The 14,170-nt window shown below is 63.5% G+C and carries 11 protein-coding genes; 5 read left to right on the plus strand and 6 right to left on the minus strand.

Features of this window, described 5'->3' with window-relative positions:
- The first annotated feature begins 261 nt into the window (after window positions 1–261).
- Both GWG65_RS13185 and GWG65_RS13190 read left to right on the plus strand, forming a co-directional pair.
- Complete coding sequence (locus tag GWG65_RS13185; RefSeq protein ID WP_275195995.1) at window positions 262–714, plus strand: (2Fe-2S)-binding protein; 453 nt, start codon at window positions 262–264, stop codon at window positions 712–714.
- Between the two features lies 1 nt (window position 715).
- Entirely contained in the window at window positions 716–3,028 is a 2,313-nt protein-coding gene (locus GWG65_RS13190; protein ID WP_275195996.1) for a molybdopterin cofactor-binding domain-containing protein, read from the plus strand.
- A 382-nt stretch (window positions 3,029–3,410) separates the two neighbouring features.
- On the opposite strand, the gene GWG65_RS13195 is transcribed toward GWG65_RS13190, so the two are convergent.
- The 4 genes from GWG65_RS13195 to GWG65_RS13210 all read right to left on the minus strand — a co-directional run bounded on the left by GWG65_RS13195 (window position 3,411) and on the right by GWG65_RS13210 (window position 7,676).
- Window positions 3,411–5,138: a methanol/ethanol family PQQ-dependent dehydrogenase gene (locus GWG65_RS13195; RefSeq protein ID WP_275195997.1), complete on the minus strand. Its 1,728-nt coding sequence runs from the start codon at window positions 5,136–5,138 to the stop codon at window positions 3,411–3,413.
- A gap of 108 nt (window positions 5,139–5,246) precedes the next feature.
- Window positions 5,247–5,900 carry a Rieske (2Fe-2S) protein gene (locus tag GWG65_RS13200; RefSeq protein WP_275195998.1) on the minus strand — a complete coding sequence of 218 codons (654 nt, stop codon included), beginning with the start codon at window positions 5,898–5,900 and terminating at the stop codon, window positions 5,247–5,249.
- 267 nt (window positions 5,901–6,167) lie between these two features.
- Window positions 6,168–6,632, minus strand: a complete 465-nt coding sequence (locus GWG65_RS13205; RefSeq protein ID WP_275195999.1) for a group III truncated hemoglobin — start codon at window positions 6,630–6,632, stop codon at window positions 6,168–6,170.
- A 192-nt stretch (window positions 6,633–6,824) separates the two neighbouring features.
- The gene (locus GWG65_RS13210; RefSeq protein WP_275196000.1) at window positions 6,825–7,676 is read right to left on the minus strand and encodes a 3-hydroxybutyryl-CoA dehydrogenase; all 852 of its coding nucleotides are present in this window, start codon (window positions 7,674–7,676) and stop codon (window positions 6,825–6,827) included.
- 256 nt (window positions 7,677–7,932) lie between these two features.
- On the opposite strand from GWG65_RS13210, the gene GWG65_RS13215 reads away from it, so the two are divergent.
- Window positions 7,933–9,192, plus strand: coding sequence for a glycosyltransferase family 87 protein (locus tag GWG65_RS13215; protein ID WP_275196001.1), 1,260 nt, complete (start codon window positions 7,933–7,935; stop codon window positions 9,190–9,192).
- 171 nt (window positions 9,193–9,363) lie between these two features.
- Window positions 9,364–10,062 (plus strand): ABC transporter permease, encoded by a 699-nt coding sequence (locus tag GWG65_RS13220; RefSeq protein ID WP_275196002.1) that lies wholly within the window; start codon window positions 9,364–9,366, stop codon window positions 10,060–10,062.
- Here the strand turns inward: GWG65_RS13220 and GWG65_RS13225 are convergent.
- Entirely contained in the window at window positions 10,036–10,845 is an 810-nt protein-coding gene (locus GWG65_RS13225) for a substrate-binding domain-containing protein (protein ID WP_275196003.1), read from the minus strand. The genes GWG65_RS13220 and GWG65_RS13225 overlap by 27 nt on opposite strands.
- Before the next feature lie 349 nt (window positions 10,846–11,194).
- Between GWG65_RS13225 and GWG65_RS13230 the strand changes: the two genes are divergently transcribed.
- Complete coding sequence (locus GWG65_RS13230; RefSeq protein ID WP_275196004.1) at window positions 11,195–12,292, plus strand: hypothetical protein; 1,098 nt, start codon at window positions 11,195–11,197, stop codon at window positions 12,290–12,292.
- A gap of 202 nt (window positions 12,293–12,494) precedes the next feature.
- Here the strand turns inward: GWG65_RS13230 and hutU are convergent, their stop codons facing one another.
- Window positions 12,495–14,165, minus strand: coding sequence for a urocanate hydratase (gene hutU, locus GWG65_RS13235; protein ID WP_275196005.1), 1,671 nt, complete (start codon window positions 14,163–14,165; stop codon window positions 12,495–12,497).
- Between the last annotated feature and the right edge of the window lie 5 nt (window positions 14,166–14,170).

A 14,170-nucleotide genomic window follows, 5' to 3' on the forward strand; every position in this document is an offset into this window, starting at 1 on the left:
ACACCCGGCTGTGAATGCCGATCTGTCCCGACTCCTGATACGGTCGCGAGCATCACGATGCCGCGAAGTTCAATTAATTAAGAACAAAACGGGAGGTATCGAGCACATCCGGACATTGCGATTTCGCATCACCGACTTCCGCCGGGATCTGCCTGCGCGGGACGAGTGGCGAGATACGGGACGACGCGGCTCACGGACCATGGCGCCGACCGGCGCCGACGAAATTTGAAGCGACATGCTTATGAAGAGCGAGGGACGATCATGATCAAGGTGAAGATCAACGGCCAGGAGCAGAGCTGGGACGGCGACCCGGATCTCCCGCTACTCTGGTTCCTGCGCGATGAGGCCGGGCTGACCGGCACCAAATTCGGTTGTGGTCAGGCCCTTTGCGGCGCCTGCACGGTCATCGTCGACAAGGAGGCCGTGCGCGCTTGCATCACGTCGATCAACGACGTCGCCGGGCGCGAGATCACGACGATCGAGGGGCTGCATCCGAACGGTGATCACCCGGTCCAAAAAGCTTGGCGCCAGGTCGACGTTCCCCAATGCGGCTTCTGTCAGGCCGGCCAGATCATGCAGGCCGCCGCGCTGCTGATGGATAATCCAAAGCCGTCGCACGAGCAGATTCGCGAGGCGATGTCCGGCAACATCTGCCGCTGCGGCTGCTATCAGCGCATCGAGAACGCGGTCCATCTCGCATCGACGGGGGTGTGACATGAATTTCGTCGACAATCCCGGCAAGCTCCGTGGCTTCGAAAAGAGCATCAAGGTCGAGAAGGTCTCGCGCCGCAGCATCCTGAAGGGGCTCGGCATCACCGGCGGCTTCGTGCTCGCCGCACCAGTCATGTCGCGCCAGGCTTTTGCCTATGAAACCGGCGCCGGCAAGATGCCGCATGGCGTCGTGGTCGACCCCCGCGTCTTCGTTTCGGTCGCCCCCGACGGCATCGTCACCATCCTTGCCCATCGCTCGGAGATGGGCACCGGCGTGCGCACCAGCCTGCCCCTGATCGTGGCCGAGGAGATGGAAGCCGACTGGTCCAGGGTGAAGGTGCAGCAGGCCCATGGCGACGAGGTCAAGTTCGGCAACCAGGACACCGACGGCTCGCGCAGCACGCGGCACTATCTGATCCCGATGCGCCAGATCGGCGCCTCCGCCCGCACCATGCTGGAACAGGCCGCGGCCAAGCGCTGGGGCGTGCCGGCGACCGAGGTCAAGGCCGTCAATCACGAGGTCGTCCATAGCGCGAGCGGACGCAAGCTCGGCTTCGGCGAGCTCGCTGCGGACGCCGCCAAGGAATCGGTGCCGAGCATCGAAGGCCTCAAGCTGAAGGACCCCAAGGACTTCCGCTATCTGACCAAGGGCCAGGTCGGCATCGTCGATCTGCACGACATCACCACCGGCAAGGCGCGTTACGGCGCCGATGTGCGCCTGCCCGGCATGAAATACGCCGTGATCGCGCGCCCGCCGGTGACCGGCGGCAAGCTCGTGTCATTCGATCCAGCCGAGGCGATGAAGGTCTCCGGCGTCGAGAAGGTGATGGAAGTGCGCGGCTGGCCGTGGCCGTCGAAATTCCAGCCGCTCGGCGGCGTCGCCGTGATCGCGCGCAACACCGGCGCGGCGATCAAGGGACGCGACGCCCTGAAGCTGGTTTGGGACGACGGTCCCAACGGCAAATACGACTCCGTCGCCTACCGCAAGGAGCTCGAGGAGGCCTCGCGCAAGCCCGGCCTCGTACTGCGCAAGGAGGGCGATGCGGACGCCGCCCTGAAGGGCGCCGACAAGGTGATCGTCGGCGAGTACTACATTCCCCATCTCGCCCATGTCAGCATGGAGCCGCCGGTCGCGGTGGCCGACGTCAAGGGCGACAAGGCCGAAATATGGGCGCCGGTGCAGAGCCCCGGCGGCACTCGTGAAGACGTCGCCAAGACGCTCGGCATTCCCGAGCAGAACGTCACGGTCAACGTCACGCTGCTCGGCGGCGGATTTGGCCGCAAGTCGAAATGCGATTTCGCGCTCGAGGCGGCACTGCTGTCGAAGGAGCTCGGGGCACCCGTGAAGGTGCAATGGACGCGGGAAGACGATCTCCATAACGGCTTCCTGCACACCGTCTCGGTCGAGCGGATCGAGGCCGGCCTGGACAAGAGCGGCAAGGTGATCGCGTGGCGCCACCGCAGTGTGGCGCCGAGCATCGCCTCGACGTTCGCCGCCGGAACCGTGCATCAAGCCCCGTTCGAGATTGGCATGGGTCTCGTCGACATGCCGTTCGAGATCGCCAACATTAGCTGCGAGAACCCGGAAGCGGCGGCGCATACCCGCATCGGCTGGTTCCGCTCGGTCTCGAACATCCCGCGCGCCTTCGCAGTGCAGTCAATGGTCGGGGAGATCGCGCAGGCGACCGGCCGCGATCAGAAGGAGACGCTGCTCGCGCTGATCGGCAGCCCCCGCATCGTCAAGCCCGCGGTGAAAGACCTCTGGAACTACGGTGAGCCCTTTGACAGCTATCCGATCGACACCGCCCGGCTGCGCAAGGTGGTCGAGCTGGTCGCCGAGAAGGGCGAGTGGGGGCGGCAGGTGCCGAAGGGCCACGGCCTCGGCATCGCCGTGCACCGCAGCTTCGTCAGCTACATCGCGACCATCGTGGAGGTGGCCATCGACGACAAGGGCAAGCTGACGGTGCCGCGGGTCGACACCGCCATCGATTGCGGCACCTATGTCAACCCCGAGCGCATCGCCTCGCAGATCGAGGGCGCGGCGATCATGGGGCTGAGCCTCGCCAAATATGGCGAGATCACCTTCAAGGACGGCAAGGTCCAGCAGAAGAATTATGATGACTTCCAAGTCATCAGGATGGACGAGTCGCCGCTGGTGACCAACGTCTACATCGTGCCGCCCGGACCGGACACGCCGCCGAGCGGCGTCGGCGAGCCCGGCGTGCCGCCGTTCGCACCGGCGCTGATCAATGCGATCTTCGCGGCGACGGGCAAGCGTATCCGCTCGCTCCCGATCGGCAAGCAATTGGAGGCATAGAGCATGATCCGGAAAAATGGGCACCGGTTTTCCCGCGCGACAAACGTGGAACGCGTTTGCGCGGAGATCATGCTCAAACAAGAAGGAGCGCGATAGAAGTCTATCGCGCCGTGCTCATCGATGTGCCCTCTCCCCTTGTGGGAGAGGGCAGCGATGTTGCCTGCCACAATCTCGCTTGGGTGAGGGGTTGTCTCCGCGATCAAGCATCTCGCGTTGTTATCCGCGGAGAGAACCCCTCATCCGGCGCGCGCAATGCGCGCGCCATCTTCTCCCGCGAGGGGAGAAGGGAAGACAGCAAGGCGCACGCAAAATGCGGCGGACATTTCGTCCGCCGCATTCGCTCGCCCCCGCGCCGCTCCGCTTCTTCGATCCCCCCGCGGAGCTACTTCTTCAGCGCGAACACCCAGATGACGCCGCCCTGCGGCACATTGGCTTCGATGCCGATATTGTTGGTCACGAGCGCATCCTGGATACGCTGCGCGTCCACCCCCCAACCCGACTGGATCGCAACGTATTGCGTGCCGTCGACCTCATAGGATACCGGCATGCCCATGATGCCGGAGTTGGTCTTCTGCTCCCACAACAGCTCGCCGGTCTTGGCGTTGAAGGCGCGGAAGTTGCGGTCGTTGGTACCACCGGCGAAAATGAGATCGCCTGCGGTCGCGGTCACCGATCCGAACAGCTGCGATTTTGGGAAGTTGTGCTGCCACACCTTCTTGCCCGTCACGGGATCCCAGGCCTGGAGCTCGCCGAAATGATCGGCGCCCGGCTTCGTCTTCAGGCCAATATCCTCCGGCTTGGTGCCGAGCCAGAGTTCGCCCGGCTTGAGCGCGACTTTCTCGCCCGTGAAGCCGCCGCAGAAATTATCGTTGGCGGGCACGTAGACGAGGCCGGTGTTCTGGCTGTAGGCCGCCGACGGCCAGTCCTTGCCGCCCCACAGCGACGGGCAGAACTCGACGCGCTTGCCGATCACCGGCTTGTGTGCGGGATCGAGGATCGGCTTGCCGGTCTCGGCATCGATGCCTTTCCAGACATCGGTGGAGACGAACGGCCAGCCGGCGACGTAGTTGATCTTGGTCGGCGTGCGCTCGAGTATCCAGAAGATCGCGTCGCGGCCCGGATGGACCAGGCTCTTGATGTTGCGACCGTCGCGCTGCAGGTCGATCAGCATCGGCGCATCGACCTCGTCCCAGTCCCAGGAATCGTTCTGGTGGTATTGGTGATGGGTCTTGATCTTGCCGGTGTTAGGATCGAGCGCGAGCACCGATGAAGTGTAGAGATTGTCGCCGGGATGAGTCTCGCCGGGCCACGGCGCGGCGTTGCCGACGCCCCAATAGATCGTCTTGGTCTCCTTGTCGTAATTGCCGGTCATCCAGGCCGAGCCGCCCCCGTTCTTCCAGTCCTCGCCCTGCCAGGTGTCGTGACCGGGCTCGCCCTCGCCGGGAATGGTGAAGGTCCGCCACAGCTCCTTGCCGTCCTTGGCATCATAGGCGGCGACATAGCCGCGCACGCCGAACTCACCGCCGGAGCCGCCGACGATGACCTTGCCGTCGACGATCAGCGGCATCAGGGTCATGTACTGACCCTTCTTGTAGTCCTGCACCTTGGTGTCCCACACCACCTTGCCGGTCTTGGCGTCGAGCGCCACGACATGGTCGTCCGTGGTGGCGAGGTAGAGCTTGTCCTCCCAGAGGCCGACGCCGCGGCTGGTCGGATGCAGCTGGAACAGATCATCGGGAAGCTGCCGCTTGTAGCGCCAGTATTCGTCGCCGGTCTTCGCGTTCAGCGCGATCACCTGCCCCATCGGGGTTGCCACGAACATTACGCCGTTATTGACGATCGGCGGCGCCTCGTGGCCTTCGACCACGCCGGTGGCAAAGGTCCAGACCGGCGTCAGATTCTTCACGTTCGAGGTGTTGATTTGGTCGAGCGGGCTATAGCCCTGCCCGTCATAGGTGCGCCGATAGAGCATCCAGTTGCTGGGCTCCGGATTTTCCAGGCGCTGCGCGGTGACCGGCGCGTAATTCTCGATCGGCCCTGAAACGGCGGCGGTCGAGGCGAGGCAGGTGAAGGCGACGAAGCCGGACAGTAACCATTGCTTGCTCGTCATGGACGTTTCCCCTTTGATGAATTCGTTTGTGAATTCTTTGTCGTTGTTCTCGTCACCCGCAGCGCGCGGATGCGGCCTGTCGTGGTGCGGGCGCGACCCCGCGGACCATCATCCTGGCTGCGCGCCACCTACCTTTCCGACGAAGTTCCCGGCGACGCTGAGCGAGCTCTCAGTGAGCGTCAGAGGCAGCGCCGCGAGCCGCCGCGGTGCCGGCCCGAACACGACCTGCGCGCCCGCGCGGGGATCGTATTCGGAGTTGTGGCACATGCATTTGAACACTTCCTTGTCGCCGACATCGCTTTTGACCCAGGCGGTGACGGGACAGCCGGCATGGGAACAGATCGCCGAATAAGCGATGATGCCGTCGACGGCGCGCGCGCGCGTCTGCTCGTCGAGCTCGGCGGGATCGAGGCGGATGATCAGGATCTCGTTGAGCCGCGAGGCGCTGCGCACCACCGATGTTTTTGGATCCTTCGGCCAGGCATGGACCGGCGGCGAGCCAGGCGACAGATCGGCCGCGGTGATGACCTTTCCTTCCTGATCGCCTTCGGAGAAGACGAGCAGGTCGCCTTTCTGCGGCCGCTCGTCGGAACCCGGCGGATCCTCGCCAGCGCGAACCTGCGTGGAACAGGCGAGGCACGTCGTGGTGACGAGCGCACCAATCAGAAGCGCCCGCCGCGTTTGCTCCGTACAGGCGCCAGCTTCGGATTCCGCTGTGTTGTCGGAGAATGAAGAGGTTGTGTTGAACGATGCACTCGACATGCGTGCAAGCAGGCGCTGGAACTCTGCCGAAAAAAAGGCGGAGATTTTTCGCCGCGGTGCATCAATATGGCTTTGCTCGTCTTGATTGAAAGCAAAACGCGCGCATTTACGCGCATATTTTGAATTGCAACGTCAGGCTACGCGACCGGCATGATGATTTTGCAGATCAGACCGATATTCTCGGTATTGGTGCAATGCGCCAACGCGCGTCGCGATGCCCAGCAGCATCGATACCGCTGCGCATTTCTCAGTCAGGCATTCTGTGTTCTAGGAGCGGAGCACGTGGCGTGGTGAAGCGATGCGCCCGGCAACGGTCGCCGATGCCATTTCAAAACTGTCGGCGATGCGCCGTGCCCTGTCGATGAACAGCGCGGCCGCCGCCGGCGGGCAAGCCTCGCGCGCGGTCTGCTCGAACAGGTCGAGCCAGCGGTCGAAATGACCCCCGATCAGCGTGAGCGGGAGATGCGCCCGCATTGGCGAACCATGATAGCGGCCGGTCATCAGCACGACCGACGACCAGAAGCCCCTGAGCTTGGTGAGGTGCTCGTCCCAATCCTGCACTTTGGCAAATACCGGCCCCAGCAACGCGTCCTCGCGCACGCGGCCGTAGAACCGAGACACGAGTTCCCCAATCATCTCTTCGGTGATCCCGGTACGCTCGATCGCGTCCTGAACCAGCAGGTTCCGCCGCTCGGCCGCGGCCTCCCGCTCGGCCTTCAGTCGATCCGACATGTCCTTTGCTATCCGTTCCGTTGTTCCCACGGCCACCCGTGCGACATTGTCGGGTCAATCGCACGCATCGTCTTTGTCGCTGCGCAAATTTGAGGGACCGGGCGGCGGACGTTATTTCTTGAGTATGATCTTGTCGGAAAACCGCTACGCACTTTTCCGGACCATGCTCTGAACCCCCGCCACGCACCAATATCAGGCGCCGTAGGTGTAAAAGCCCTGCCCGGTCTTGCGGCCGAGATGGCCGGCATCGACCATCTCTTTCAGCAGAGGCGCCGGACGATATTTGGGGTCGTTGAAGCCTTTATAAAAGACCTCCATCACCGAAAGCATGGTGTCGAGCCCAACCAGATCGGCGAGCGCCAGCGGCCCGATCGGATGGTTGCACCCAAGCTTCATGCCCGCATCGATCTCTTCTGCGGTCGCGATCCCCTCCTGAAGCGCAAAAATTGCCTCGTTGATCATCGGGCAAAGGATGCGGTTGACGGCGAAACCCGGGCTGTTCTTCGCCGTGATCGCGACCTTGCCGACACGCTTGGCGAAATCGAGCGCCTTGGCGTGGGTGTCGTCGGAGGTCTGCAAGCCGCGGATGAGTTCCAGCAGCGCCATCACCGGCACCGGATTGAAGAAGTGCATGCCGATGAAACGATCGGGGCGATCGGTCGCGGCGGCGAGCTTCGTGATCGAGATCGACGAGGTGTTGGTCGCGAGTAGCGTGCTCGGCGACAGTGTCGCGCAGAGGTCTTTCAGGATCTTGACCTTGAGCTCTTCGTTCTCCGTCGCGGCCTCGATCACCAGGTCGCAGTCGGCAAGCTTGGCACGATCGGTCGTACCGGTGATGCGCTTCAGCGTCGCCTCGCGATCCGCCGCCGACATCTTCTCCTTCTTGACCAGCCGCTCGAGGCTGCCGCCGACGGTGGCGATACCGCGGCCCACCGCCGCATCGGAAATGTCGACCATCACGACCGAAAGACCGGCCGCGGCGCAAATCTGCGCGATGCCGTTCCCCATGGTCCCTGCCCCGATGATGCCAACGGTCTGGATCATTGCTTCACATCCTTCTCATCTGCGGGCGCAACCGCCCGACCCCTTCGGTCCAGCATCCGGGTCTAGCACCGCCGGCTACCGGTTGCGACCCGATCCTGCGTCCTCCTTAAAGCATTCATGGCGGGAATAAAGCCCCGCTGGCGGGAGCGGATGTTACCGCCGTGCTCGCTTTGAGGGGATTTGCTGGCGCCACCTGGTCGATCAGTCGTATTCTGCTGTCCGATTCTTTGACCCTGTTCGGATTGGCTGATTCATAGTGGGCGACGTCGAGGCTTGGAGCACTGCGCGTAGCGCCCAGCGACTGGCACTTTACGTTGCGTTTATCGCTTGCAGTCTGTTCTGGTTCCGAAACGCTTCGGGCGATGACCTTTCCTCGTCCTATATCGGCTGCCGGCTGCTGGCGAATGGCAGCAGCGACCATCTTTACGACTTCCACCCGACCCTTTTCCACGTCGTCGATACGGCGGCATGGATCAGCACCGCGGCAAGCGCGCATTTCACCGGCTTTTTGCATCCCTACGTCCAGACCCCGCTATGGGCATGGGTGCTACTGCCTCTTTGCACCAATCTGACATTCGGCGGTTTCAGCATCGTTTTCCTGGTCATCGCCCTCCTGTCCTTGGCGGTCGCAGTCGAGGTTGTTGCTCGCGCCTGGGCCGGCAGTTTCTTGCGGCCACTGCCATTGGCGGTTTTGCTGATAGCCATCGCGATGAGCACGCCGTTTCGGTACGCGATGTCGCTCGTGCAAACCCACGCCTTGTTCTTGATGCTTGCGGTCCTGGCCCTGCATTTGGCGCAACGGGATCGAGCCGTCCCCGCAGGGGCGCTGCTGGCGCTCGCGTGCGCCGTCAAGATCACGCCCGGGCTGCTCGTCGTCTACTGGCTGGCCGGTGGACGTTATCGAGCCGCGCTGTGGTTCGTGGTTTGCTCGGTCATTTTGGCTGCTTTGACTGTCGCTGCCGTGGGAACGGACCTGACGCTCGCCTATGTTCAATCGATGCGTCGCGTGTCGAACGTGTTGCTGGTCTCGTACAACAACCAATCTCTGGCGGCGTGGCTTGCTTACTCGGACTCGATGAGCTCGGAACTTGACAACTGGCGGATGCTCCCGCTCACGCCCGCTCTGAAAGCCGCATCGCTGGTTGCTTCGATCGCGGGCGTGGCCTTTTCAGGCTGGATGTCCAGACGGAACGAGTGGGCAGGCGCATCGGCAGCATTGGCTCTCGTTGTCATCACGGTTTTCAGTCCGATCGCTTGGACGCACTATTTCCTGTCGGTCATACCCGCGGTGATGATTCTGACCAATGTCGGCGGATTGCTGTCCCTGGCCGTTGCAATTCCCGTATTTCTGCTGAACACACCCCTCCTTGCAATTGATCCGACGGGGCCGCAGCTTGGGCCCATGGTCGTGTTGCGGAGCCATTTCTTCTCGGCGATGATCCTGATGGCCGTTCTGATCCTGCGATACGTTGGCTCAAAGCCCACTCTGGCAAGTTCTGGTAAGGATCCTCCATAAGCCCGGCTATCGAAGGCCCTTGGCGCGAACCAAGGGCATCGACCATATTACCCACCGGCCGCCGCTTTGCTCCAACAATAGCATCTGCAAGGAACATTTCGTGAAGCGCCTCCGCAACTTTGATCTCGTCGATCCGGAGGCGCTTAGCCGGACAGCGAAGTTCGCGCGCGGATGAGCGACTTCGGGCGCTCCATCACTGCCGCCTTCTCGCTGATCGGCTCGGCGGACCCGGAGCTCATCGGCATCGTCGCATTGTCGTTGCGCGTCAGCCTGACCGCCAGCGTCCTCGCGCTGCTGATTGGTGCCCCTTTCGGCGTCTTTCTTGCGATCGCCCGTTTCCGCGGACGGCAGGTCATTATCGTGCTGACCAATGCGCTGCTCGGCCTTCCGCCAGTCGTGGTCGGGCTTGGCCTCTATCTGCTGCTGTCGCGGTCCGGCCCGCTCGGGGCAGCGGGTCTGCTGTTCACGCCGACCGCCATGGTGATCGCCCAGACGCTGCTCGCCACGCCCATCGTGGTGGCGCTGGTGCACAGGCCGGCGAGCTTGCTGTGGTCCGAGTACGGCGATCTGGCGCGGATCGACGGACTGTCCGTGCTGCGCAGCATCGGCCTGCTGTTCGCGCTCGGCCGGCCGTCACTACTGACGGCGTTCCTCGCAGCCTTCGGACGCGCGATCGCGGAGGTTGGCGCCATCATCGTCGTGGGCGGCAACATTCGCGGCTTCACCCGCACGATGACGACCGCGATCGCGCTGGAGACCAGCAAGGGCGACCTGCCGCTTGCGCTCGGGCTCGGACTGATCCTGCTGGCGCTCAGCGTGGCAGTGTCGACCGTCGCCTTCCTGCTAGTGGGACGCGTTGGGGAAAAATAGCTGTTCGCGGCCGACTTTGTAGCTGGCGATCGCGTCCTGTCCCTTCGGCGAGATCAGCCAGTCGATAAAGGCCTGCCCGTCCTGCGCCTTCACGTTCGGGTGTTTTGCCGGATTCACCAGCATGACGCCGTACTGGTTGAAGAGCCGCTTGTCGCCCTCGGTCAGGATCGCAAGCTCGCCACGGTTCTTGAACGACAGCCAGGTGCCGCGGTCCGACAGAACGTAGGCATTCGACGACGAGGCCATGTTCAGCGCCGGCCCCATGCCCTGGCCGATCTCGCGATACCAGCCGTCCTTGCCGGCACCGAGGTCGACGCCCGCCTCCTGCCACAACCTCAGCTCAGCCGCATGCGTGCCCGACTTGTCGCCGCGCGAGATGAATGGCGCCTTCGCCGCCGCGATTTTTCGCAGCGCCTCGGTCACGTCCTTGCCACCGGCGATGTGCGCGGGATCGCTCTTCGGCCCGACGATGACGAAGTCGTTGTACATGACGTCGAAGCGTTTCACGCCCTGCCCTTCGGACATGAACTTGTCTTCGGCAGCCTTGTCATGGACGAACACCACGTCGGCATCGCCCCGCCGTCCGATGTCGAGCGCCTGACCGGTGCCGACGGCAACGACCTTCACATTGATGCCCTCAGCCTTCGAGAGCAGGGGCAGCAGATAACCGAACAGGCCCGACTGCTCCGTCGACGTCGTCGAGGCCACGGTGATCGTGCGATCCTGCGCAAACGCAAGTGTCGACCAGAACAGGATCGCTCCGATGGCGGCAATTCTTCTCATGCATCGTCCTCAGATATCGAGCGTTCCAGACTACCCTCACGAGGATGACGCGAGAACCCCGACGTTCGGTGCAATGCACCTTGCGACCCGATGTTGCCGAGCCGTAGCTAGGAACGTCATCTTCGCATTCAGGTTGTCTTGAGCTACCTCGGCTTTGGCCGTAGCCACCGGATCGCACGGATGCCGCGCCGCTCGCGCCCGATGGATGCGTGGATGTTCTGCAATTGGTCCCACCTACATTGACATCGGTGTGACGGCCGGGGCAGTTTTTTGTATTGCTGGCGAATCAGCGATCGCCTCACGCCGAGTACCTCTTGGACAACTCCCAGTGCTATCGAGACTGATATCGTTGCTGCGCCGCATTCCCGCGGTGAAATGGGCGTTCAACCGGCTTCGGCCTCTGCCGCACAGCGGCAGCATCGATGTGGCGCCGATCGCTGCGGACGAACCTTCTGCCATCATCGTCGATACCGCCCAGGCCGCTCCGGCTCTCGGCATCAGCATCGATCCTTTGCACAACGACGCGGACAGCGCGGTCACGGCTCTGATCGCGGAGCATGACGAGGCTATCTCGGTCATCGCGGAGAGCTCGCCGGCAGCGCCGTGCGACATCAACGTCAGCGACGATTCATCTCGAACGGCGCCCACAGAAGGTGAGCCGATCGCGGTCGAGCAGACCTTGGGCTCGTCCGGCGTCGAAAGTGAGCCGATCGAAGTTTCCGATCTCGTCATTGGCAGCGATACTTCTCCTGAGCTCCCCGCGGAAGTCGAGCCTGTCGCGGACGAGGTCTCAGTTTCATCTGCCGACGTCGAGAGCACTCCGATCGATGGTCCTGACGTCGTCATCGACACCGATCCCTCCCCCACTGTTCTCGCAATTATCGACCCAACCGTCGTAGACGGCTCGTGTGTCGCCTTGGTCGACGCCGCAGCTGATGCCTCCGAAGTCAGCACCAAGAGCGATCCAACTTCGGGCATCGCGCTAGAGATCGAGCTGATCACTGCAAACCATCCTCAGGTCGCGGCAATCGTCACCGTAGAGCCCACCAACATCGATCCGGCTCCGGCTGTTATTTCTCTCTCCCCGGAGACCAGCAGACCGAAGACGCGCGGAAAAGTCGCGGAACCGGTCGATCGTGCCACGCTGATCCGGCGACGCTGGGCGGAAACCGGCGTCAGGATGTGGAATCCGCGGCTCCACGGCACTGGCGATGCGACGCTGAACATCCAGGGGCGCATCCAGCTGCTACCGCCTGCAGCCGGCGAGACGATGCCGCGCTACGACAAGATGGAATTTAAGATGCTCGGCGGCCAGATCGTCTGCGAGGGCGTCATCGTCGAAGCGCCCGCGCAATCGAGCCAGCGCAGCTTTGCCCGGCTCGCCGAACCGCGGAACCCGGAGCGGGCCCGCGAACCGGTGCGGGAACGGCAGGCCGCTCTCGCCTGAGCCTTTCCGGTGCGGCGGACTCGCGTTCAATGCCGGCCACGACATAACTCGCCCGCCGGTCGAGCTGCATGACAGTCGCGTCCGTTCAAACGGCAAGAACACTTTGACTCATCGGCAACATCTACTGTGCCGGCACCGACGGCATCGCCGTCTACGTAACTAGGACCTCGCAAGGCCTGCAGAGTCGGAAGGAAGGCCGCTGCTACTTCGCCAGGCTCGGCAGATCGAGCCCGCTTGTGCGGGCGCATTCGATCGCTGTGTCATAGCCCGCATCTGCGTGCCGCATGACGCCGCTGGCGGGGTCGTTCCACAGCACGCGCTCGATCCGACGCGCCGCGTCCGGCGTGCCGTCGGCGACGATGACCATGCCGGCATGCTGCGAATAGCCGATGCCCACGCCGCCGCCATGGTGCAGCGAGACCCATGTCGCGCCGCTGGCGCAATTGAGCAGCGCGTTGAGCAAGGGCCAATCGGACACCGCATCCGAACCGTCGCGCATCGCCTCGGTCTCGCGGTTCGGGCTTGCCACCGAGCCGCTGTCGAGATGATCGCGGCCGATCACCACCGGCGCTTTCAACTCACCGCGCGCGACCATCTCGTTGAAGGCGAGGCCCAGGCGGTGCCGGTCGCCGAGCCCGACCCAGCAGATCCGCGCCGGCAGACCCTGGAACTTGATACGAGCCTTGGCCATGTCGAGCCAGTTGTGCAGATGCTTGTCATCGGGCATCAGCTCCTTGACCTTGGCGTCGGTCCTGAAGATGTCCTCGGGATCACCCGACAGCGCGGCCCAGCGGAACGGTCCGACACCGCGGCAGAACAGCGGACGGATATAGGCCGGCACGAATCCCGGGAAATCGAAGGCGTTCTTCAGGCCCATGTCCTTCGCCATCTGGCGGATGTTGTTGCCGTAGTCGAGCGTCGGGATTCCCAGCGCATGGAAGTCCAGCATCGCCTGGACGTGATCGACCATGGACGTCTTCGACGCGCGCTCGACCGCTTTCGGATCTGCGGCACGCTTGGCTTCCCATTCGGCGAGCGTCCACCCTTTCGGCAGATAGCCGTTGATCGGATCATGCGCGCTGGTCTGGTCGGTGACCATGTCGGGCCTGACGCCGCGGCGCACCAGTTCCGGGAAGATCTCGGCGGCATTGCCGAGCAGGCCGACCGAGACCGGCTTTTGCGTCTTCGCAGTCTCCGCCATCATCGCCAGCGCTTCGTCGAGCGTCGCGGCCTGGCGGTCGAGATAGCCGGTGCGCAGGCGCATCTCGATGCGGCTCGGCTGGCATTCGACCGCAAGCATCGAAGCACCAGCCATGGTCGCGGCCAGCGGCTGCGCACCGCCCATGCCGCCGAGACCGGCGGTGAGGATCCATTTGCCGGCTAGGCTGCCGCCATAATGGCGGCGCCCGACCTCGACGAAGGTCTCGTAAGTGCCCTGCACGATGCCCTGGCTGCCGATATAGATCCAGGAGCCCGCCGTCATCTGGCCGTACATCATCAGGCCCTTGCGATCGAGCTCGTTGAAATGATCGAGCGTCGCCCAGTGCGGCACCAGGTTCGAGTTCGCGATCAGCACACGCGGGGCGTCCGCGTGGGTACGAAACACGCCGACCGGCTTGCCGGACTGGACCAGCAGCGTCTGGTCGCCTTCGAGCTTGCGCAGCGACGCAACGATCCGGTCAAAACTCTCCCAATCGCGCGCGGCGCGGCCGATGCCGCCATAGACCACGAGCTCGCTCGGGCGCTCGGCGACTTCGGGATCGAGATTGTTCATGAGCATGCGGAGCGGCGCTTCCGTCAGCCAGCTCTTGGCGCTGATGTCGCTGCCCCGCGGGGCGCGGATGGTGCGGTCATTGTCCAGTCGGCGGTTCATGAAAG

The sequence above is a fragment of the Bradyrhizobium sp. CSA207 genome, from assembly GCF_029051685.1.
Lineage (GTDB): Bacteria > Pseudomonadota > Alphaproteobacteria > Rhizobiales > Xanthobacteraceae > Bradyrhizobium.

Bases quoted from the DNA above. Each gene is read 5' to 3' on its own strand.
- GWG65_RS13185 (WP_275195995.1), top strand. From the start codon at position 262: ATGATCAAGGTGAAGATCAACGGCCAGGAGCAGAGCTGGGACGGCGAC.
- GWG65_RS13190 (WP_275195996.1), top strand. From the start codon at position 716: ATGAATTTCGTCGACAATCCCGGCAAGCTCCGTGGCTTCGAAAAGAGC.
- GWG65_RS13195 (WP_275195997.1), bottom strand. From the start codon at position 5,138: ATGACGAGCAAGCAATGGTTACTGTCCGGCTTCGTCGCCTTCACCTGC.
- GWG65_RS13200 (WP_275195998.1), bottom strand. From the start codon at position 5,900: ATGTCGAGTGCATCGTTCAACACAACCTCTTCATTCTCCGACAACACA.
- GWG65_RS13205 (WP_275195999.1), bottom strand. From the start codon at position 6,632: ATGTCGGATCGACTGAAGGCCGAGCGGGAGGCCGCGGCCGAGCGGCGG.
- GWG65_RS13210 (WP_275196000.1), bottom strand. From the start codon at position 7,676: ATGATCCAGACCGTTGGCATCATCGGGGCAGGGACCATGGGGAACGGC.
- GWG65_RS13220 (WP_275196002.1), top strand. From the start codon at position 9,364: ATGAGCGACTTCGGGCGCTCCATCACTGCCGCCTTCTCGCTGATCGGC.
- GWG65_RS13225 (WP_275196003.1), bottom strand. From the start codon at position 10,845: ATGAGAAGAATTGCCGCCATCGGAGCGATCCTGTTCTGGTCGACACTT.
- hutU (WP_275196005.1), bottom strand. From the start codon at position 14,165: ATGAACCGCCGACTGGACAATGACCGCACCATCCGCGCCCCGCGGGGC.